General features: G+C 38.1%; 20 protein-coding genes, 1 other RNA gene and 2 pseudogenes. 12 read left to right on the top strand and 11 right to left on the bottom strand.

Annotated features, from left to right (window positions below; genetic code table 11):
• Positions 1-69: 69 nt before the first annotated feature.
• The 4 genes from DQN49_RS06330 to cydC all read left to right on the top strand — a co-directional run bounded on the left by DQN49_RS06330 (position 70) and on the right by cydC (position 5,519).
• On the top strand, positions 70-927 hold the full coding sequence (locus tag DQN49_RS06330) for a co-chaperone YbbN (protein WP_005686470.1): 858 nt from the start codon (positions 70-72) through the stop codon (positions 925-927).
• 73 nt (positions 928-1,000) lie between these two features.
• Positions 1,001-1,957: a thioredoxin-disulfide reductase gene (gene trxB, locus DQN49_RS06325; protein WP_006996519.1), complete on the top strand. Its 957-nt coding sequence runs from the start codon at positions 1,001-1,003 to the stop codon at positions 1,955-1,957.
• A gap of 71 nt (positions 1,958-2,028) precedes the next feature.
• The gene (cydD, locus tag DQN49_RS06320; protein ID WP_006996520.1) at positions 2,029-3,789 is read left to right on the top strand and encodes a heme ABC transporter permease/ATP-binding protein CydD; all 1,761 of its coding nucleotides are present in this window, start codon (positions 2,029-2,031) and stop codon (positions 3,787-3,789) included.
• Entirely contained in the window at positions 3,789-5,519 is a 1,731-nt protein-coding gene (gene cydC / locus DQN49_RS06315; protein ID WP_006996521.1) for a heme ABC transporter ATP-binding protein/permease CydC, read from the top strand. Before cydD ends, cydC begins: the two co-directional genes overlap by 1 nt.
• 20 nt (positions 5,520-5,539) lie before the next feature.
• Here the strand turns inward: cydC and ffs are convergent.
• An RNA gene (gene ffs, locus DQN49_RS06310) (signal recognition particle sRNA small type) lies at positions 5,540-5,638 on the bottom strand.
• Between the two features lie 128 nt (positions 5,639-5,766).
• Here ffs and nrdG point away from each other — a divergent pair.
• A complete protein-coding gene (gene nrdG, locus DQN49_RS06305) occupies positions 5,767-6,234 on the top strand; it encodes an anaerobic ribonucleoside-triphosphate reductase-activating protein (RefSeq protein WP_006996522.1) in 468 nt (155 codons plus the stop codon).
• Between the two features lie 136 nt (positions 6,235-6,370).
• Here the strand turns inward: nrdG and DQN49_RS06300 are convergent, their stop codons facing one another.
• Positions 6,371-7,507: an RNA-guided endonuclease InsQ/TnpB family protein gene (locus tag DQN49_RS06300; protein ID WP_006996523.1), complete on the bottom strand. Its 1,137-nt coding sequence runs from the start codon at positions 7,505-7,507 to the stop codon at positions 6,371-6,373.
• Between the two features lie 45 nt (positions 7,508-7,552).
• Between DQN49_RS06300 and tnpA the strand changes: the two are divergent.
• A pseudogene (gene tnpA / locus DQN49_RS06295) lies at positions 7,553-7,813 on the top strand (IS200/IS605 family transposase); the annotation flags it as partial.
• 60 nt (positions 7,814-7,873) lie between these two features.
• Here tnpA and hpt read toward each other — a convergent pair.
• The 3 genes and pseudogenes from hpt to pmbA form a co-directional block, all read right to left on the bottom strand.
• A pseudogene (hpt, locus tag DQN49_RS06290) lies at positions 7,874-8,415 on the bottom strand (hypoxanthine phosphoribosyltransferase).
• Positions 8,416-8,598: 183 nt separating this feature from the next.
• Complete coding sequence (locus DQN49_RS06285) at positions 8,599-9,342, bottom strand: opacity family porin (protein WP_197712459.1); 744 nt, start codon at positions 9,340-9,342, stop codon at positions 8,599-8,601.
• Between the two features lie 230 nt (positions 9,343-9,572).
• A complete protein-coding gene (pmbA, locus tag DQN49_RS06280; RefSeq protein WP_006996528.1) occupies positions 9,573-10,928 on the bottom strand; it encodes a metalloprotease PmbA in 1,356 nt (451 codons plus the stop codon).
• Positions 10,929-11,016: 88 nt separating this feature from the next.
• On the opposite strand from pmbA, the gene yjgA reads away from it, so the two are divergent.
• Genes yjgA through rapZ form a run of 6 tightly spaced genes read left to right on the top strand, consistent with a single transcriptional unit; the run spans position 11,017 to position 14,818 of the window.
• Positions 11,017-11,553, top strand: a complete 537-nt coding sequence (yjgA, locus tag DQN49_RS06275) for a ribosome biogenesis factor YjgA (RefSeq protein ID WP_006996529.1) — start codon at positions 11,017-11,019, stop codon at positions 11,551-11,553.
• 50 nt (positions 11,554-11,603) lie between these two features.
• Positions 11,604-12,218 carry an LPS export ABC transporter periplasmic protein LptC gene (lptC, locus tag DQN49_RS06270; protein ID WP_005647563.1) on the top strand — a complete coding sequence of 205 codons (615 nt, stop codon included), beginning with the start codon at positions 11,604-11,606 and terminating at the stop codon, positions 12,216-12,218.
• Complete coding sequence (gene lptA / locus DQN49_RS06265) at positions 12,199-12,717, top strand: lipopolysaccharide transport periplasmic protein LptA (RefSeq protein WP_005661318.1); 519 nt, start codon at positions 12,199-12,201, stop codon at positions 12,715-12,717. The genes lptC and lptA overlap by 20 nt, the downstream gene beginning before the upstream one ends.
• A 3-nt stretch (positions 12,718-12,720) precedes the next feature.
• Positions 12,721-13,446, top strand: a complete 726-nt coding sequence (lptB, locus tag DQN49_RS06260; RefSeq protein ID WP_005657236.1) for an LPS export ABC transporter ATP-binding protein — start codon at positions 12,721-12,723, stop codon at positions 13,444-13,446.
• 2 nt (positions 13,447-13,448) lie between these two features.
• Positions 13,449-13,943: a PTS IIA-like nitrogen regulatory protein PtsN gene (ptsN, locus tag DQN49_RS06255; protein ID WP_005647568.1), complete on the top strand. Its 495-nt coding sequence runs from the start codon at positions 13,449-13,451 to the stop codon at positions 13,941-13,943.
• Positions 13,944-13,960: 17 nt separating this feature from the next.
• On the top strand, positions 13,961-14,818 hold the full coding sequence (rapZ, locus tag DQN49_RS06250) for an RNase adapter RapZ (RefSeq protein ID WP_005657239.1): 858 nt from the start codon (positions 13,961-13,963) through the stop codon (positions 14,816-14,818).
• Positions 14,819-14,862: 44 nt separating this feature from the next.
• On the opposite strand, the gene pheA is transcribed toward rapZ, so the two are convergent.
• The 6 genes from pheA to DQN49_RS06220 all read right to left on the bottom strand — a co-directional run bounded on the left by pheA (position 14,863) and on the right by DQN49_RS06220 (position 21,432).
• Positions 14,863-16,020 carry a prephenate dehydratase gene (gene pheA / locus DQN49_RS06245; RefSeq protein ID WP_005657241.1) on the bottom strand — a complete coding sequence of 386 codons (1,158 nt, stop codon included), beginning with the start codon at positions 16,018-16,020 and terminating at the stop codon, positions 14,863-14,865.
• A 126-nt stretch (positions 16,021-16,146) separates the two neighbouring features.
• Positions 16,147-17,064: a UDP-3-O-acyl-N-acetylglucosamine deacetylase gene (gene lpxC, locus DQN49_RS06240; protein WP_005657242.1), complete on the bottom strand. Its 918-nt coding sequence runs from the start codon at positions 17,062-17,064 to the stop codon at positions 16,147-16,149.
• A 38-nt stretch (positions 17,065-17,102) separates the two neighbouring features.
• Positions 17,103-18,368 carry a cell division protein FtsZ gene (gene ftsZ, locus DQN49_RS06235; protein WP_005647572.1) on the bottom strand — a complete coding sequence of 422 codons (1,266 nt, stop codon included), beginning with the start codon at positions 18,366-18,368 and terminating at the stop codon, positions 17,103-17,105.
• A gap of 83 nt (positions 18,369-18,451) precedes the next feature.
• A complete protein-coding gene (ftsA, locus tag DQN49_RS06230) occupies positions 18,452-19,729 on the bottom strand; it encodes a cell division protein FtsA (RefSeq protein ID WP_005657244.1) in 1,278 nt (425 codons plus the stop codon).
• An 18-nt stretch (positions 19,730-19,747) separates the two neighbouring features.
• Complete coding sequence (locus DQN49_RS06225) at positions 19,748-20,512, bottom strand: cell division protein FtsQ/DivIB (RefSeq protein ID WP_005657246.1); 765 nt, start codon at positions 20,510-20,512, stop codon at positions 19,748-19,750.
• Complete coding sequence (locus tag DQN49_RS06220; protein ID WP_006996531.1) at positions 20,512-21,432, bottom strand: D-alanine--D-alanine ligase; 921 nt, start codon at positions 21,430-21,432, stop codon at positions 20,512-20,514. The genes DQN49_RS06225 and DQN49_RS06220 overlap by 1 nt, the downstream gene beginning before the upstream one ends.
• Positions 21,433-21,482: the final 50 nt, after the last annotated feature.

Here is a 21,482-nt window from a genome sequence, read left to right as displayed (position 1 = left end):
TGGTAAAACGTTTCTAAAATCTTCCGCACTTTGCTAAAATCAGCCATTATTTTTTCACAAGGATAAAACATGGCTGATTTTCCTTTTATCGTTGAGATCAACGAACAAAATCTTACTGAAATACTGCAACAATCCTTAGAAAAACCACTTGTCATCAATTTTTACGCGCCAACCCATAAAGAATCGGCGGATTTTTTGGTGCTACTTGAGCAAGTTGCAGAACAATATCAAGGACAATTTATTCTTGGAAAAGTAGATTGTGAAAAAGAGCAAATGATTGCTGCACAATTCCGCATCCAAGCATTGCCAACCACCTATTTGTTTAAAGAAGCACAGGCATTAGATGCATTTCCAGGCATGCTTGATAAAGCGTCATTAATCCAACGATTAAGCATTATTTTACCTAAAGAGGAAGATTTAAAATTCCAACAAGCATTAGATTTCTTGCAAGTAGAAAATTACGAAGCTGCATTGCCATTGTTGAAAGACGCATGGGAACTTTCCGATAAGAAAAACAGTGATGTTGCCCTGCTCTATGCGGAAACCTATATTGCAATGAAGAAAACGGAGCCAGCACAAGAAATTTTAAATCAAATTCCATTGCAAGATCGAGATAGCCGTTGGCACGGATTACAAGCACAAATTGAGCTACAAATTCAAGCAGCTGATACACCTGAAATCCAACAATTACAGGCTGATTATGCTAAAAACCCAACAGCTGAAATTGCAATAAAACTTGCTGTACAACTTCATCAAGCTGGACGAAATGAAGAAGCATTAACACTACTTTTCGGCATTTTAAAAACAGATTTAAGCGCGCAGAATGGCGAAGTTAAACAACAATTTTTATCTATTTTAAGCGCAATGGGCAATGCTGATCCGCTGACAAATAAATTTCGTCGATTACTTTATTCGCTGCTTTATTAAGCAAAAAGTTTATAATCAGTAAAATGCAACTTATTGCATTATATTATTACTTAACTACAAACAAGGATTCTTTATGTCAGATATCAAACACGCAAAACTTTTAATTTTAGGCTCAGGTCCTGCTGGTTATACTGCAGCTATTTATGCGGCGCGTGCAAACTTAAAACCTGTATTAGTAACGGGTTTACAACAAGGCGGACAGCTAACAACCACAGATGAAATCGAAAACTGGCCAGGCGATTTTGAGATGACTACTGGTTCAGGTTTAATGCAACGTATGTTGCAACATGCAGAAAAATTTGAGACAGAAATCGTTTTCGATCATATCAATCGCGTCGATTTATCTTCTCGCCCATTCAAACTTTTTGGCGATGTGCAAAATTTCACTTGTGATGCGTTAATTATCGCAACAGGTGCCTCTGCACGCTATATTGGCTTACCTTCAGAAGAAAACTACAAAGGTCGTGGCGTTTCTGCTTGTGCAACCTGTGATGGTTTCTTTTATCGTAATAAGCCTGTTGGTGTCATTGGTGGTGGAAATACTGCGGTGGAAGAAGCGCTTTACTTAGCCAATATTGCAAGTACAGTGCATTTAATCCACCGTCGCGATGGCTTCCGTGCGGAAAAAATCCTTATCGATCGTTTATACAAAAAAGTAGAAGAAGGGAAAATCGTTCTTCATACTGACCGCACTTTAGATGAAGTATTGGGCGATAATATGGGCGTAACTGGATTACGTTTAGCCAACACGAAAACTGGAGAGAAAGAAGAACTCAAATTAGATGGCTTATTCGTGGCGATTGGTCATTCGCCAAATACGGAAATTTTCCAAGGGCAACTAGAATTGAATAATGGCTATATCGTTGTAACATCTGGTCTTGACGGCAATGCAACCGCCACTTCTGTGGAAGGCGTGTTCGCAGCAGGCGATGTCATGGATCACAATTATCGCCAAGCAATTACCTCCGCGGGAACTGGTTGTATGGCAGCCTTGGATGCAGAACGCTATTTAGATGCTCAAGAAGCATAAATCTTCTAACCAATTCCCCTCTTTTAACTCTTTTAAAGAGGGGAACTTTTTCTATAATCACGACCAAAACAATGAATAAACTTCGCCAAAAATATTTACAAAAATGGCTTCGCGCACAACAAGAACCTATCAAAAAATTAATGCGTGCAAACATTGTCTTAGCTACGCTTTCTTCATTCATTTTAGTCGCACAAACTTATTTTCTTGCGACGTTGCTCGATAAACTGATTATGCAAAATGTGCCTCGTGATGAACTTATTCCTTATTTTCTCGGGCTAATTATCGGCTTCGGGATGCGTGCTATTATTTTATGGGCACGCGAAAAAATAGGTTTCCAAAGCGGACAATTATTACGCAACCATATTCGTCAAAAAATCCTGGATAAAATCCATCTTGTCGGCCCTGCGACAATCAATCAAAAACCAGCTGGAAGTTGGGCAAGCATTATGTTGGAACAAGTTGAAAACTTACATAATTTCTATGCCCGTTTTCTGCCTCAACAAAGTCTTTCAGCCATTGTTCCAGTGGTTATTTTCATTGCTGTATTTCCCTTGAACTGGGCTGCAGGCTTAATCTTAATGATTACCGCACCGCTTGTTCCTCTGTTTATGATCATTGTCGGTATTGCTGCGGCTGACAACAGCCAAAAAAATATGGATACCCTTTCTCGCCTCAGTGCCCAATTTTTAGATCGCTTACGCGGTTTGGAAACCTTGCGTCTTTTTAACCGCACTTCTGAACAAACTGAGCATATTGAAAATGCCACTGAAGATTTCCGTGAAACCACAATGGATGTGCTAAAACTCGCTTTTCTCTCTTCTGCCGTATTGGAATTTTTTACCTCTATTTCCATTGCACTGATGGCGGTCTATTTTGGTTTTAGCTACTTAGGTCAAATTGAATTTGGTACCTATAATGCACCGCTTACACTTTTCACAGGTTTCTTTTGTTTAATTCTTGCACCTGAATTTTATCAACCCTTACGCGATCTGGGCACTTATTACCACGACCGTGCAGCAGGTATTGGTGCCGCAGATGCCATTGTTGATTTTTTAGAATCCGATTATTTAACCGTTCATCAAAATGAAAAAACAATTTCTTTAGAAAGTGCGGTTGAAATTTCTGCCGAAAATTTAGTGGTGCTTTCGACACAGGGTTCAGCATTAACCAAGCCGTTAAACTTCCAAATTCCAGCAAATCACAATGTTGCGCTTGTAGGGCAAAGTGGCGCAGGGAAAACCTCATTAATAAATGCGATTTTGGGCTTTTTACCTTATGAGGGTTCTCTTAAAATTAATGGGCAAGAACTTCGCGAAAGTAATCTAGCTGACTGGCGCAAACATATTGCCTGGGTAGGACAAAATCCATTGTTATTACAAGGCACAATTAAAGAAAACTTACTACTTGGCAATATTCAAGCCAACGATGAAGAAATTAATCAAGCTTTAATGCGTTCTCAAGCGAAAGAATTTACCGATAAACTTGGACTTCATCACGAAATAAAAGATGGTGGATTAGGCATTTCTGTGGGACAAGCACAACGCCTTGCTATTGCTCGGGCATTGTTACGCAAAGGCGATTTACTTCTGCTCGATGAGCCAACCGCAAGCCTAGATGCGCAATCAGAAAATCTTGTTTTACAAGCATTGAATGAAGCAAGTCAGCATCAAACTACACTGATGATTACACACCGAATTGAAGATTTAAAACTATGTGATCAAATTTTTGTGATGCAACGAGGAGAAATAGTACAGCAAGGTAAATTTACCGAATTACAACATCAAGGTTTCTTTGCTGAACTACTCGCTCAACGACAACAGGATATCCAATAATGCGCACATTACTTCCGTTTATACGTTTATTTAAATTCGCCAAATTTCCGCTTATTTTAGGCTTGGTGCTGATGATTTTAGGGTTGGGATCTAGCATGAGCTTGCTTACCGTTTCAGGCTGGTTTTTAGCCGCTACAGCCATTGCAGGACTAGGCACGCTATTTAACTTTTTCTACCCTTCAGCCAGTGTGCGAGGTTTAGCTATCGGGCGAACCGTCATGCGCTATTTTGAAAAAATAGTGACGCATGATGCAACATTCCGCATTTTGTCCAAATTACGCGTGCAAGTATTTGAAAAAATTATTCCTTTAAGTCCAGCTGTGTTAAATCGTTATCGCAACAGCGATTTATTAAATCGTTTAGTTTCCGATGTGGATACACTTGATAGCCTCTATTTACGTTTACTTGCACCATTTTTCACTGCTGTATTTGTAATCATTGCCATAACGATTGGACTTAGCTTTATCAATATTCCACTCGCACTTGGTTTAGGCTTATTTTTGTTAATTTTATTAATGATTATCCCAACTGTTTTCTATCGACTAGGACAGCAATTTGGTGAACGCTTAATCCAAGCACGCGCGACCTATCGAACCCAGTTTTTAGAATTTATCCAAGCACAAGCCGAGCTTTTATTATTTAATGCAGAAGATAAATTAAAAGAGAAAATGTCAGCCACAGAAAAAACATGGCAGGAAGATCAAGCCAAAGAAGCAAAATTAAGCGGATTTTCTACCGCACTTGTTCTCTTTCTTAATGGTTTGTTGATTTCTGGAATGCTATGGTTTGCAAGTAACGCCGATTTTGGCACAGATGAATATCGCACGGCTTATATTGCACTTTTCACTTTTGCTGCACTTGCCGCCTTTGAGATTATCATGCCATTGGGGGCAGCATTTTTACATATAGGTCAAGTGATTGCAGCAGCAGAGCGTGTGACCGAAATCATTGAGCAAAAACCGCTTGTTGAGTTTAATGGTAACGAGGAATTTAAAACAAAAGTGCGGTTAATTTCTACGAAGAATTTAAATTTTTCCTATCCCGAACAAGAAACACTCGCATTAAAAAATCTGACATTAGATTTAGAACAAGGACAAAAAATTGCTATTTTAGGCAAAACTGGAAGTGGGAAATCTTCACTTCTTCAACTTTTAGTACGCAATTATGATGCGAATCAAGGTGAGCTTTTATTGGCAGAAAAACCCATTTCCACCTATTCAGAAGAAACATTACGCCGCCAAATTTGTTTTTTAACTCAACGTGTTCACGTATTCAGCGATACACTTCGTCAAAATTTACAATTTGCAAGTGCGGATAAAATTTCTGATGAACAAATGATTGAAGTGCTACATCAAGTTGGTTTAAGCAAATTGCTTGAGCAAGAAGGAAAAGGTTTAAATCTTTGGCTGGGAGATGGCGGTCGCCCGCTTTCTGGTGGGGAACAACGCCGTTTAGGTTTAGCGCGTATTTTACTCAATAATGCACCAATTTTATTATTGGATGAACCAACAGAAGGCTTAGATCGCGAAACTGAACGTCAAATTTTACGTTTGATTCTGCAACATGCCGAAAATAAAACCCTAATTATGGTCACTCACCGTCTCAGTTCAATTGAACAATTCGATAAAATTTGTGTAATTGATAACGGAAGATTAATCGAAGAAGGCGATTACAATAGTTTAATCACAAAAGAAAATGGGTTCTTTAAAAGATTGATTGAGCGAGTATGAGAAAAGGAAGTTGGGCGGAAACCTTCCCAGCTTCTTCTCGGCACACAGTAATTCCGACTTTGGCTGCTTCCTTCCGGACCTGACCGAGTAAACCAGACACCGTTGCGAGAGACCGAGAAGGTTTCCATTGATATCGCAATGCGATTGCGTGCTATTATGCAAAAATTACCGCCGTATTGCAAAGACTAATTCAAAAGTGCGGTGAATTTGGCGAGAATTTAAGCCACATTTTCAGGATTTTAATGAAATGAACTACCTCCAATACTACCCGACCGATGTTATCAATGGCGAAGGTACAAGATGCACACTTTTCGTCAGTGGCTGTACGCACGCTTGCAAAGGTTGCTACAACCAAAAAAGTTGGTCATTTTCAGCGGGTGTATTATTTGATAAAGCAATGGAACAACAAATCATCAATGATTTAAAAGACACACGCATTAAACGCCAAGGTCTGACGCTTTCAGGTGGCGATCCACTTCATCCGCGCAACGTAGAAACATTATTGCCCTTTGTGCAACGTGTAAAACAAGAATGCCCCGATAAAGACATCTGGGTTTGGACGGGTTATAAACTAGATGAATTAGATGAACAACAACGTGCAATGTTGCCTTATATTGATGTGTTAATTGATGGGAAGTTTATTCAAGAACAGGCAGACCCAAGTTTAGTTTGGCGAGGTTCCGCAAATCAAATTATTCATCGATTTAAGTTTTGACATCCTCCCCGCCCTAAAGGACAGAGATTCCTACCAGCTCCCACGCTTTGCGCGGGCTACTCTCGGTGGGTTCTTGTTGCTGACCTCTCAATGAAGTTCACTTCACAAGCTCTACGGCTGTGTCCCAGCCTGATATTTACGCTTGGACGATAGCTCGCCCACGCTCCAAAATGTTTAACGCTCCAACCACATCCGCATTTTCCGTATAGCCGCATTCTACGCATTCAAAATCAGCCTGCGTTTGGCGATTTTCCTTAGCGGTATAACCGCAACAAGGACAAGTTCGACTGGTATTCTGCGGTGGAACAGCGACTAAAAAACCGCCTAGCCATTGCGTTTTATAGTCCAACTGACGGCGGAACTCGAACCAAGATTGGTCTAGTATCGCTCGGTTCAAACCTGATTTCTGTTTCACATTCTTGCCGTGTTCTTCCGCTGTGCCTTTGGCTGATTTGGACATAGCTGACACCTGTAAATCTTCAACGTAGATCATCGCGTGGTTTTTGCTGATTTTGCTTGAAGTTTGGTGCAAGAAGTCTTTACGACAGTTGGCGATTTTGTGGTGCAATTTGGCGATTTTCGCCTTTAATTTCAGCCAGTTTTGGCTAAATTTAACCTTATTTTTAAGTCGGCGTTGTAGTTTCGCTAGTTTGCCTTTGTAGATTTTAAAGGCATTCAACGGCTCAAAATATTCACCGCCTGAAAGTGTTGCAAAACGGGCAACGCCCATATCTATGCCAATTTCTCCACCTTTATGCATTGGGATTTCATATTCAAATTCCGTTTGAATACTGACAAAAAAACGACCGCTCTTTTGGCTCACCGTGACGTTTTTAATTTCGCCGACGACATCGCGGCTGTTGCGATAGCGAACCCAACCGATTTTCGGGAGATACAAGCGGTTATTTTGTTGTTCCAGTTTGCAACCTTGAGGAAAACGAAAGCTCTCTTTCAAGCCTTTTTTCTTGAATTTCGGGAAATCAGCACGCTTTTGAAAGAAGTTTTTGAACGCACTTTCAAGGTCTTTTAACGACTGTTGAAGTACTTGGGAATGGCAGTCTTTGAGCCAAAGCAGTTCTTTTTTCCATTGCGGAAGCAGATTAGCTATTTTCGTATAACTGAACTTGACGCTATTATCTTGCTCATATTGCTCATTCTGCCAAGCCAACGCCCGATTAAACACAAAACGAGAGCAACCACAGAACTGCTTAATTCTGCGGATTTGCTCGCCGTTTGGCATTATTTCGAACTTAAAGGCTTTGCGTAATTGCATTGGCAAGGTTTAGAATATGATTTTTCCATATTCTATACTTGGTCTATGAAAAAAGAAACTGAAATCAGACACGGCAGACATTGCGTTTTTAATATGTACGTTCACTTGGCCTTTGTTACAAAATACCGCCATGATGTTTTTACAAAAGCGATTTTAGATGATCTCAATTTGATTTTCGAAAGCGTCTGCAATGATTTTGAAGCAAAATTAGTCGAGTTTGACGGCGAAGACGATCACGTTCATTTACTCATTGAATATCCGCCGAAAGTGGCAGTTTCTACGTTAGTAAACAGCCTAAAAGGTGTATAAAAAAGTGCGGCTAAAAATTCATTTAAAATTTCAACCGCACTTTTCAATAAAATCAAATTATTCTTCTAAAACAACTTTACCGATATAGCCTAAATTACGATGGCGTTGTGCGTAATCGATACCATACCCCACCACAAATTCATCAGGAATTTCAAAACCAATCCATTCAACAGGCACTTCCACTTCGCGGCGAGAAGGTTTATCAAGTAACGTACAAATTGTAAGGCTCGCAGGCTCACGCAAATTCAAAATATCACGCACTTTTTCCAACGTATAGCCCGTATCAATAATATCTTCCACAATTATAAAACGTGTTTACCTTTTATATCGCCGTCCAAATCTTTGGTAATACGAACGTCGTGATTCGTGGTCATGCCAGTGCCATAACTTGAAGTAGTCATAAATTCAATTTCCACAGGTAAATTTATCTGACGAACGATATCCGCCATAAACATAAAGGAACCACGTAAAAGCCCTACGACAACAAGGCTATCGATCTGTTTTTCTTGATAAAATTTTGTAATTTGAGCTCCTAATTCAGCAATACGAGCATAAACATCGTTCTCTGAAATTAAAACATCTACGTGGTGTTTTTTCATTGTGTTTCCTTATGAAATGACAGGGAATAAAATCGTTTGCTATTTTACAAAAAAGCTGAAGTTTAAACTTCAGCCGTTGTATTCCTGCCCTAATCACATATATCCACAATGATTAGTCAAAGTTATATCTGTCTTATAAAAAACTAAGTCTTTCAACTTAGTTTTTTATTTTTCCTAATAGATTTAGAACGTAAATCTCAGCCCAGTAGAAACTTCATAAGTTCTAATTTTATTTTTCTCTAATTTACCCCAGTCGTCATAATGGTATGCCAGATCCAAAGCAAGATTTTTAGTAATTTCATAGCTTACCCCAACTATTGCACCAACACCTACTCGAGTAAGGCTAATGTGGTTTGAGTCTGGCTTCAACTGAATTGTTTGACCTGCGCCTATACCATTAGGGAAAATACCAGGAATACGAGGAAGTGCACTCCCTATATTTTTTATATAACCATTACTACTTAGATCAATCGTAATATGGTTTACACTTAAGCGCGCACCAATATAAGGTTTAATAGGCGATTTAGTTTCAAAGTCATAAATAGCGGCAACACCAAATGTTTGGCTTTTTACTTTATTATGAACATTAACTTCTGTTATTAAGCTTGGAACAGCTTTTGTTTCAGCATGAGCATGGTTTTGAAGGGGTTTATAACGAGAGTAATCAAAAGCTAAACGCCATTGACCAAAATCATAACCTAAAGAAAAGCGTGGATGGAGGGCTTTATTTTTATATTTAGCATTAGCGCTATCATTGATAAGTTTTTCCCAAGCATAACCTAAATCAGCTTGAATATAAAAACCTTTGCTTTGTTCATTATCGGCAGCTAGAGCCACAGAGGAGCAGAGGAGCAGAGGAGCAGAGGAGCAGAGGAGCAGAGGAGCAGAGCTCGTTTCATATTTTTCATAAAAATATCCTTTTGTCAATAGTAAATCTCATCGATTCTATCAAATATCATTTTCCTATTCAAGAAATAAAAAATAAAAAATAAAAAATAAAAAAGGCTGAAGTTTAAACCTTCAGCCTTTTTGAACCCTAACGAATTTACTTTCTACTCTACCTGTTGGAGCAACCTGCAATCGCTTAACAGATGTGCGTATAGTAACAAATATTTATCCATTGTCAATAATAATTATTCTCAACTTCAAAAATATTCTTAATTTCCTGAAATTTTCATTTTATCTAACAAAATAGAACCCGTTTGGATGTTAGAACAATGCTCTATATCATCCGCTACAGCAACCATATTCTTCAACATATCTTGCAATTGCCCCGCAATAGTAATTTCGGCGACAGGATATTGAATTTCCCCATTTTCCACCCAAAAACCTGATGCGCCACGGGAATAATCGCCTGTAACGATATTGACCCCTTGCCCCATAACATCTGTTACGAGTAAGCCTGTTCCCATTTGACGTAAAAGTGCGGTCAATCCTCCAGTTAAATTTGGCTTAACAAGCCAGTTGTGAATACCTCCAGAATGACCAGTGCTCGGCATACCGAGTTTTTTACCGCTGTAACTTGTCACTAAATAAGTTTGTAATACCCCATCTTCAACAATTTCACGATCTTGCGTGCGAACACCCTCACTATCAAAAGGCGTAGAAGCTAAACGGCGCAATAAATGCGGTCTCTCACTGATACTGAACCAATCTGGTAAGACCTGTTTGCCCAAATGATCGAGCAAGAAACTTGATTTTCTATATAAACTACCACCACTTATTGCAGCAGCAAAATGAGAAATAATACCGGTTGCAACATCATTTAAGAAAATGACAGGCACTTCTCGTGTGCTCAATTTTTGAGGATTTAAACGAGAGACGACTTTCTTTGCACAATTTTCGCCAACCCAAATTGGCGATTGGAGTTTGTCAAATTCACGAGAGATCGTGTATTCGTAATCATTTTCTAAGGCATCTTCTACGCCACCAATAACCGAACAAGATAAGGAATAACGGCTTGATAAATAACTTTGCAACATACCATGGCTATTTCCATACACTTTCACGCCTTTATGTGAATTAAAACTTGCTCCGTTGCTATTTACGATGCGTTTATCCGCTTGCAAAGCGGCTTGTTCTGCTTGAAGTGCCAATTCCGTCGCTTTATCAACATCTACATCAGCAGCATGATAAAGTTCTAAATCAGGCGCATCAAAAGCCATTAGATCTTTATCAGCCAACCCTGTGCAATCATCGGGTGAAGTGTATTTTGCAATTGCAAGTGCGGCTTCTACCGCATTTTTAATTGCGCTTTCGCTTAGATCGGAAGTAGAAGCATTGCCTTTTTGTTGCTCCATATAAACGGAGATCCCCAATGCGCCATCATTAGTAAATTCTACGTTTTCAATTTCTTGCAAACGAGCAGATACGGATAAACCGCTCACTTTTGTGACCGCGACTTCTGCACTTGCGCCAGCTTTCGTTGCTAACTCCACTGCAAAACTGACGGCTTGACGTAATTCTTGTTCTTGTGCTTTTAAAAGTGCGGTTGAATTTTCAGCTATTTTCATTATTTTTTCCTATTAAAAATTTTCAACATTTTATCTTATTTTCAAAGTTTATGGTAAAATGCGCGCCAATTTTTATAAAGGATAAAAAATGGCAAAACGTAAGAAAAAAGAAGTTTTCGATTGGGAAGATGAAGATCAAGAAGAAATTATTTGGGTAAGTAAAAGCGAAATCAAACGCGATGCGGAAGATTTAAAACAACTTGGCGAAAAGATTGTCAATTTAACCAAAGCTAATCTTGCCAAAATCCCACTTGATGAATCCTTATTTGATGCCATTGAACTTGCACAGCGTTTACAAAAAGAAGCTCGCCGCCGTCAATTACAATATATCGGTAAATTGTTGCGTGGAATTGATGTTGAACCCATTCGTGAAGCCTTAGATAAAATTGAAAATAAGCATAACCAACAACAAGCTATGCTGCATAAAATCGAAAAAGTGCGGGATGAATTGGTGGAAAAAGGCGATGTGGCTTTAACAGATTTATTAAATGATTATCCTAATGGCGATCGTCAGCAACTACGCAATCTGATTCGTTCTGCACAAAAAGAACTGGAGCAAAATAAACCATCGAAAGCCTATCGAGAAATTTATCAAATGCTCAAGGTATTAATGTTGGAAGATTAAAAATATTGAAATTTTCATCCGCACTTTGTGGATAAGTGATTGAAATAAAAATGAATATTCGTTGGAATGTAATTTTGGGCGTTATCGCACTTTGTGCTTTGGCGTGGTTTTATTCCTTAAATCAGGAAACCGCAGATTTATCTGAACTGGTGAAAAAGCCAGATAGTCCTGATTATGTGGGTTATAAAATGGAAACTACGGTTTTTTTCCCTGATGGTAAAAAACAATATTTGGCTTTATCCGATAAAATTGAGCATTATACAGTCAATGAACAAACCCTTTTTACCGCGCCTTTAGTTTATTTATATCCCACAACATCAAATGAAAAGGAAGAGGAAAAAAATGCCAATCAAAATGTAGATTTTTTTAGCACACAAAGCTGGAAATTAAGTGCAAATCAAGCAAGATTGACAAAAGATCAAATATTGTATTTAGAGGGTAATGTCGTCGCGCAAAATTTAACATCAGATTCACGTTTGCAACGCATTGAAACAGAATCAGCGGTCGTCAATTTGAAAACACAGGATATGACTTCCGAAACACAGGTTAAAATTAAGGGTAAAAATTTTAGTTCTACAGGATTAAAATTAGTCGGAAATTTACGCCAACAAGTGGCGACATTAAAGGAACAGGTAAAAACATATTATGAAGTTAGTAAGCAATAAAATTCTTTTTCTTGCAACGATGGTATTAGCATCAAGTTCAGCTTTTGCATTGAAAGGTGATGTTAATCAGCCGATAAATATTGTTTCGGATAATCAATCCTTAGATATGGAAAAAAGTGTAGTGACATTCACAGATAATGTGGTAATTACACAGGGGTCTATTGTTATCAAAGCAAATAAAGTTGTCATCACTCGTCCTGCTGAAAAATCAGGGAAAAAAGAAACCGTAGAAGCATTCGGCACGCCAGTCACATTCCATCAACAGTTAGATAATGGTAAGCCAGTGGATGGAAAAGCAAATAAAGTTCATTATGATCTTGGTAACGAATTTTTAACATTAACTAACAATGCCGAATTAAAGCAGCTTGATAGTAAAATTAATGGCAGTGTTATTACCTATGATGTGAAAAAACAACAACTTAAAGCTAATGGTAATGGAAAATCACGAGTAACAACAGTTCTTATTCCATCTCAATTACAACAAGCTAAAGGGAAGTAATCTATGTCAATTTTGACTGCAGAGAATTTAGCTAAAAGCTACAAAAGTCGTAAAGTTGTTTCGGATGTCAGTTTAACTGTAAACTCTAATGAAATTGTTGGTTTACTCGGGCCAAACGGTGCAGGGAAAACAACAACTTTCTATATGGTCGTTGGGCTTGTTCGCCAAGATCAAGGTAAAATTGTTATTGATGGCGAAGATATTAGTTTGCTCCCAATGCATAATCGTGCGCAACGTGGCATTGGTTATTTACCGCAAGAAGCCTCGATTTTTCGCCGTTTGACTGTCTATGAAAATTTGATGGCGGTATTGGAAATTCGTAAAGATTTAACCCCACAACAACGTCGCGAAAAAGCAGATGAGTTGATTGAGGAATTTAATATTGGCCATATTCGAGATAATTTAGGGCAAGCCTTATCAGGCGGAGAACGTCGCCGTGTAGAAATCGCACGTGCCTTAGCAGCAAATCCAAAATTTATTCTATTAGACGAACCTTTTGCTGGTGTAGATCCTATTTCTGTGAGCGATATTAAGAAAATTATTACTGATTTGCGCAATCGTGGATTAGGCGTTTTGATCACTGATCATAATGTACGTGAAACCCTTGATGTTTGCGAACGTGCTTATATTGTTGGCGCAGGTAAAATTATCGCAACAGGCACACCAGAACAAGTGATGAACGATGAACAGGTTAAACGCGTTTATCTTGGCGAACAATTCAAATTATAAAAATGAAAATAACTGAACTATTAAGCCCTGAGAATATTCGTCAGGGCGTTAGTTTTTCTAGCAAAAAACGATTATTTGAGTCTATTGCGCATTTTGTAGAAGAACAAATCCTTGCAGAACAAGGCGAACAAGCCTGTTTTGAATGCCTTTTTGAACGTGAAAAACTGGGGAATTCTGGTTTAGGAAATGGGATTGCAATGCCAAAAGCGAAAATCCCCGTAACAGTATCAGATAAAGCAATCGCAGTGTTTATGCAACTCGATAATCCGATTGATTACGATGCTTTTGATGGTAAACCAGTGGATTTAATCTTTGCCTTGCTGATTCCAGAAAATCAATGTGAAACCTACATTCCAGTTTTAGCATCATTAATAGAAAAACTGACTGATAAAAATGTGTTGAAACAATTACGATCAGCCAAAAGTGCGGATGAAATTTGGCAAGTTTTTGAAATTACCGATCAATCAGAAACGACACTTGAAGAAGTGAAAGAATAATTACAGTGGGGAAACTTATGGAAATTATCATTATTAGTGGACGTTCTGGCGCAGGAAAATCTGTAGCCTTACGAGCATTAGAAGATACTGGATATTACTGTGTTGATAATATTCCTTTAGATTTGCTTCCTCAATTGACTGATATTCTGTCTCAATCCCAATCATCTGTCGCCATCAGTCTTGATATTCGTAATATTCCAAACTCCGCTAATTCTCTTGAGCAAACCATTTCAACATTACAAAAGCATCATCAGATTAAAATCATTTTCTTAGAGGCTGATCGTGCCACCCTAATTCGCCGATATAGCGATTCACGCCGTTTGCACCCGCTTTCATTAAAAGATTTATCTCTTGAAGTCGCAATTGATGAAGAATATTGCTATCTTGAACCATTGATTCAACACGCAAATCTTATTCTTGATACCACCCATCTTTCTACGCATAGTCTTGCAGAGCGATTACACGAATTTTTACGCGGTAATAGTGAAAAAGAATTAAAAATTATTGTTGAATCTTTTGGTTTTAAATATGGGCTTCCTTTAGATGCGGATTATGTTTTCGATGTACGATTTTTACCTAACCCCCATTGGGATCCAACATTACGTCCAATGACTGGATTAGAAGCCCCTGTCGCAGAATTTCTAAATAGTCATACAGAAGTCAATGAATTTATTTATCTCACTCGTCATTACATTGATACTTGGTTGCCGATGTTAGAAAAAAATAACCGTAGCTATTTAACCATTGCCATTGGATGTACTGGGGGAAAACATCGCTCCGTTTATATTGCCCAGCAATTAGGCGAATATTTTCAAGCCAAAGGAAAAACGGTGAAAATTCAACATAAATCTTTAGAACGGAACAAAAAAATATAAAAAGTGCGGTCATAAAAACATTATTTTTATTGACCGCACTTTTTTTACACGCTCACAGGCTTTACAATCTCACTAGGATAACAGCCTAAAATTTTTAAGTAATTACTATAATTTTTTAGTTCTTCCAAAGCCTGTTTCGTATCTGGATGATGAATATTTGCTTCAATTTCTAGATAAAACATTTCTTCCCAAGGCTTACCATAAATCGGTCGAGATTCCAGTTTTGTCATATTGATTTGATGCTTTTTAAACACCAATAAAGCATCCACTAATGCGCCAGCTTGCTGTGAAGTTGTCATTAATAATAAGGTCTTTGTGGGAATCTGTGATGAAACTTCGCGAGGCTCTTTAGCCACCACAATAAAACGCGTAATATTGTTCTCTTGATTAGCAATATTAGTTTTTAATACACTAAGTCCATACAATTTTCCACCGTCTTCATTGCCCAATGCTGCAATATTAGGTTTATTCAAACTTGCGACTAATTGCATTGCGTGTGAACTACTTTCGCAATATTCAATATGCACGCGATCAAGGCTATGAATAAATTGACTACATTGTTGAATCACTTGAGGATGACTATACAACGTATCAATTTGGTTCAAATCTGTCTTATCATTGACAAGTACGCAGTGTTTGATTGGATAAGCCAACTCTCCCACTAATGATAAATCAGTATGCTGAAGTAAATCATAAACTTCATTAATTGCACCCGATGTTGTATTTTCTAAAGGTAACACACCAAAGTCAGCTTCTCCAGTCTGAACTTTTTCAAATACTTGCTCAAAAGACTGACATCCTAGTTCTACAAATTGTTTTTGATAACGAGCAGCATAATTACGTGCAGCTAAATTAGAATAAGAACCACGTTTACCTAAAAAAGCGATATGTAAATTTTGATTACGCTGTTCATTAAGTTTATTCTGCAAGTAGACTTGCTGGGTCAATACCGAGTCTTCAATGATTTTTTGGAAAATTGAAGTGATATATTGTGCTTCAAGCTGATAATTTTCATTTTCTGAAAATTGCACTAGTTCTTGTAAAAGTTGCTGTTCTCGCTCTACATCACGTAAAGCTTTTTGCGAGATCTCTTTACTTCTCACTACATCGAAAGCTAAACGATGACGCTCAGAAAGTAATTTTAATAAACTACGATCTATTTGCGTAATTTGTTGGCGAATGTCAGATAATTCTAATGCCATAATGCTTCCTTATAAAAAATCCCACGAAATTGACCGCACTTTTAGTACATTCGCTATTTAAGCACGAGATGAAATAAAAAAGCTATACTTCCCACCAGAAATATAGCTTTTTCAACAATAAAACAATTAAATAAGCACTTGCACTGGAGCTACATACCCTTGTGGCACTTGCTCTTTATCTTCAAAGGTTACAAATTCCCACGCTTCTTGATTTGCTAAAACAGCACGAAGTAACTTGTTATTTAAACCGTGACCTGATTTATAGGCTTTAAAATCACCGATAATGTTATAACCAGCCATATAAAGATCACCAATTGCGTCTAACATTTTATGACGAACAAGTTCATCTTTAAAACGTAAACCATCTTCATTTAAAATTCTATAATCATCAAGAACAATCGCATTATCAAGGCTACCACCTAATACTAAACCTTGAGATTGAAGATATTCAATATCTTTCATAAAGCCAAAAGTTCTTGCTCGGCTAATTTGATGAACAAATGCTTGGGCAGAAAAATTCATTTCATAGTTACGTACATCTTTGCCAATAGCAGGATGGTCAAAATCAATAGTAAAATCTAAACGAAAACCATTGTAAGGCTTAAATTCAGCCCATTTATCGCCATCTTCAACTCGAACATATTCCTTAATACGAATAAATTTTTTCGCTGCATTTTGTTCTTCAATTCCTGCATCTAACAACAAATAGATAAACGGACTAGCACTGCCGTCCATAATTGGAATTTCAGGCGCATCAACTTCAATAATAATATTATCAATACCAAGCCCTGCCAAAGCTGCATTTAAATGCTCGACGGTAGAAATACGCACACCTTGTTCATTAATTAGTGCGGTACAAAGCATTGTATCACGCACTGAATTAGGATCAGCAGGGAATGCCACCGCAGGGTTTAAATCTGTACGATAATAAACAACACCAGTGTTTGGCATAGCTGGGCGCAAGGTTAATGTCACTTTTTCACCGCTATGCAAGCCAACGCCTGTAACTTTAATACTTTGTTTTAATGTTCTTTGTTTAATCATTCTACTACCTTCATTTACTAGGTATTTTCTGAAACTTATTAATTTTCTTCACGCTGTGCAGGATTAAAGAAATTATTTTTCTTAAATGCTTCCAAGCGATCTGTAATCGGTTTATCTAACGGCCGTTGATATTCTTCTGATGCAGTTCTTGACACTTCAACAGATTCACGACGATGAAGTTCAGGAACAATGTTTACACGTCCTTCACCTTCAATATTCTGCGTAGAAAGCCCTTGACGAACAACCTGAATTGGTTCATTTCCTGCAATTTCACCGAGACCAGTTGCCACAATAGTTACACGAATTTCATCGCTCATCTCAGGCACTAAACTCGTACCAACAACAACTGTCGCTTCTTCAGAAGCAAAACTACCTATTGTCTCACCTATAATGTTAAACTCTTCAAAAACTAAATCCATTCCAGCAGTAATATTAACTAAAATTCCTTGAGCGTTAGAAAGATCGATTTTTTCTAGAAGATCATTGCGTACTGCAAGACGAGCTGCCTCTTCTGCTCTACCTGCACCGGGTTCTCCCACAGCTGAACCAAAACCAATCATAGCTTGCCCTTGAACTGACATTACCGTTCTTACATCAGCGAAGTCCACGTTAATTAAACCAGGAGAGGTAATCATATCTGAAATTCCCATTACAGAATTACGCAATACGTCGTTTGCAGCAGCAAAAGCATCAATTAATTTAGCATTTTTAGGGAGAACTTTTTGGATTTGTTGATTCGGAATAATAATCATTGAATCAACATATTGGGATAAATCTTTAATACCAAGCTCTGCAAATTGCATACGCTTTTTGCCTTCAAAGGCAAAAGGTTTAGTCACTACAGCAACAGTCAAAATACCGAGTTCTTTAGCAATTTTAGCAACAACAGGTGCCGCACCCGTACCTGTGCCGCCGCCCATACCTGCTGCAATAAAGACCATATCGGCACCTTCAAGCATTTTGCGGATTTCATCCTGATCATCTTCAGCTGCCTTACGACCAATATTCGGATTTGCCCCAGCACCTAAACCTTTGGTTGTTTCTCCACCAATTTGTACGGTCTGTTGAACTTGACTTTTACGCAATGCTTGAGCATCAGTATTGACGGCATAAAATACTATGCGACCGTGTTCCTCTGATGTTAATGAACTTTCGCCAACAAAGGTTCCGCCCATTTCTTGTTTTACCATATTCATTACCATATGGTTTACGGCATTGCCACCGCCACCGCCTACACCTACGACTTTGATCAGTGCGCCGGATTCGTTAAAATTATCGTACTCAGGGTACTCTGGGTATAGCATTGATGTTCTCCGTTACTGCCAGATAAGCTGACTAAATATATAAAATATAAATTCCCTTTATTGTAGATGAAAAATTAAAATAATCAAAATTCTGACCGCACTTTATTGACAATTTTTTTTACTCCTTGCCAAATAGATTCAAAGAAAGTTCCTTCAGAATCATCACTTCCTGAAATTAAATCATCATCACTATTACTGTGATTATATTGCAATAATCCCACCACCGTTGAATATTGTGGACGATTCACGTAATCAGTCAAACCAGTAATATTTAATGGACTCGCAATACGCACCTGACAATGGAAAACATTTGAAGCGCATTCTTTAAGATCTTCAATCTGCGCTCCACCACCAGTTATTACCACACCTGCAATTAATTCAAATTTAATATGTTTTGCTTCTAATTCAGCTTTTAACTTATCTAATTCATCTTTTACCACGCCTAAAAGCTCCGTATAACGAGCTGATGTAATTAAAGATAAATCACTTTTTGTTAATGAACGAGGCGCACGACCGCCAATACTTGCCACTTCAATTTTTTTATCTCCGTGCAAACGAGCTGGGTAAAATGCACTAGCATAGTTCACTTTGATCCGTTCTGCTTCTGCTCGCGAAATTGTACAAGCGTGCGCAATATCATTTGTCACAATATTTCCTGCGTAAGGAATTACCTTGCTAAAACGTAATGCGCCATTCGTATAAACCATCACGTTCATTGTGCCAGCACCAAAATCAATTAAACACACGCCGAGATCTTTTTCATCCTCAGTTAGCACAGAATGTGTTGCTGCAAAACCAGAGAAAACCACTTTATCCACTTGCAATCCACAACGTTCAATGGCTTTTTTTAAGTTATTTTGCCAATCTTGATGACAAGCGATCAAATGTACTTGTGCTTTTAAACGCACGCCTTGTAATCCCAATGGATTTTTAATGTTCATCTGACGATCAACAGCGTATTCTTGTGGAATAACATGCAATAAAGATAAGCCTTCTGGCAATTTTATTGAGCTTGCTGTATGAAGTGCGGAATCGATTTCCTCTTGTGTTACTTCACTTTCTGCTATCGGCACAAAACCACTTTCATTGAGGCTTTGAATATGCTCTCCAGTAATAGCTAAAGTCACACTCATAATCTGACAATCAGCCATAGATTCTGCCGCTTCAATAGCACGTTGAATCGAACCCACCACGGCATCAAGATCAGTGATGCTGCCACGATCAATCCCTTTTGAAGGACAACTGCCTACACCAAGCACATTCACTACACCATCAGGAAATACTTCGCCAACTACAGCGACCACTTTTGACGTGCCAACCTCTAAACCTACTATTGTTTTTGTTTCCACACCTTTAACCATTTTCGCACCCAGTTATTTTTATCTATCAATCATACCTACAGCAGCACCTGCCGTATATCTTAAATCTATATAATCTATTTTTTTGTTTTCTGGCACATCAATTTGCGGATAAATTGTGACAAATCGCTCAAGTTTTGATTTCCAATCGCCACGACCTAATTTTAGCACAATATCATTATCAAGCTGGACCTGCCACGCACCGCGATCATCAATATTAATTCCCTTTGCCATTATATTATTTGATTTTAAATTAATATAAATTTGGTTCCACGTCTCAATTACTTTCAAACTCTGATAATCGGGCCCGCCCAAATAGGGCAAATTTTTTGCAGTTAAACGTACAGAGGGAAGCTGAAAAACTATACCATCAAGGGTAACAAATTGATTTTGATTCCAAAACGCAACGGGTTGATATTCTGATACCCAAATACTTAAACGATTTGGCCACATTTTTCTTACTATTGCACCTTTAACCCAAGGTAAAGCCTCAATTTGCTCTTGAATCGGTGCCACATCTTGCCCCCAAAATCCTTTTAATTCGCCCATTTTTAATAGGCTTTCTTTAATATCATCATCAGTCGTAAAGGTATTTTGTCCAACAAGTGCAAATGCACTAATCGGCTTATCATCCATTTTTTCTAAAATGCTTTGCCAATTAAAATAAACACCAAGTAAAAAAAAGACACCAAGCAATACCGCGAAAGCCCGAATATGAAAATAATATTTAGGCTTTTGTTCTCCAAAACGAATATTCTGTGGCGTTTTTCTTTTCAGAATGTTCATTACAGGCTCAACTCCAAAATTTTCACGACGAGTTGCTCAAAAGAAATACCTACTGTCGCTGCAGATTTTGGGAATAAACTATGGCTCGTCATTCCAGGATTAGTATTAACCTCAACCAAACGGAAATTACCTTTTGCATCACACATTACATCAATACGACTCCAACCTCGACATCCCACTGCATCATAAGCACGTTTTACTAATATAGCTAACGCTTGCTCGCGTTCAGGCGTTAAACCGGCTGGGCAGAAATATTGCGTATTATCAGAAATATACTTCGCTTCATAATCATAAAATTCGCCCTCTGGAACAATACGAATTGCGGGTAATACTTGATTATCAAGCACAGGTACGGTCAATTCATCGCCATCCAGCCATTCTTCAATTAGGATGGTATTATCAAATTTAAGCGCATATTCCACCGCACTTTTTAACTCTTCTACCGCTTTTACTTTCGTTAAGCCAACGCTAGATCCTTCTAAAGAGGGTTTTACCATTAGTGGTAAGCCTAATTTTGCCACAACAGACTGAGGATCTAATTCAGAAAAAGTTTCTCGGGTAACCACTTCCATATCAGCAACAGGTAAACCAAAGGCTTTCCACAACATTTTTGTACGCATTTTATCCATGGTCAATGCTGAAGCCATCACGCCACAACCAGTGTAAGGTAAACCAATTTGCTCTAATAAACCTTGCATTGTGCCATCTTCTCCACCACGACCGTGCAAAATATTAAACACTCGATGAAAACCATCCTTTTTAAGGTTAGCAACATTATATTCTTTAGGATCAATAGGATGAGCATCATAACCTTGGTTTAATAAAGCCTCTAATACTGCGTTACCTGAATTGAGAGAAACTTCACGTTCAGCAGATATACCGCCCAATAACACAGCAATTTTTTCTTGTTTTAAGTTCATTTTTTATCCTGTTTTTCTTCTTATGATGATATTTTTCTAATGCTAAGATT

This window comes from Haemophilus aegyptius (genome assembly GCF_900475885.1).
Lineage (GTDB): Bacteria > Pseudomonadota > Gammaproteobacteria > Enterobacterales > Pasteurellaceae > Haemophilus > Haemophilus influenzae.
The sequence above is the reverse complement of the archived record's forward strand: the minus strand, read 5'-3'. Positions and strand labels throughout refer to the sequence as shown.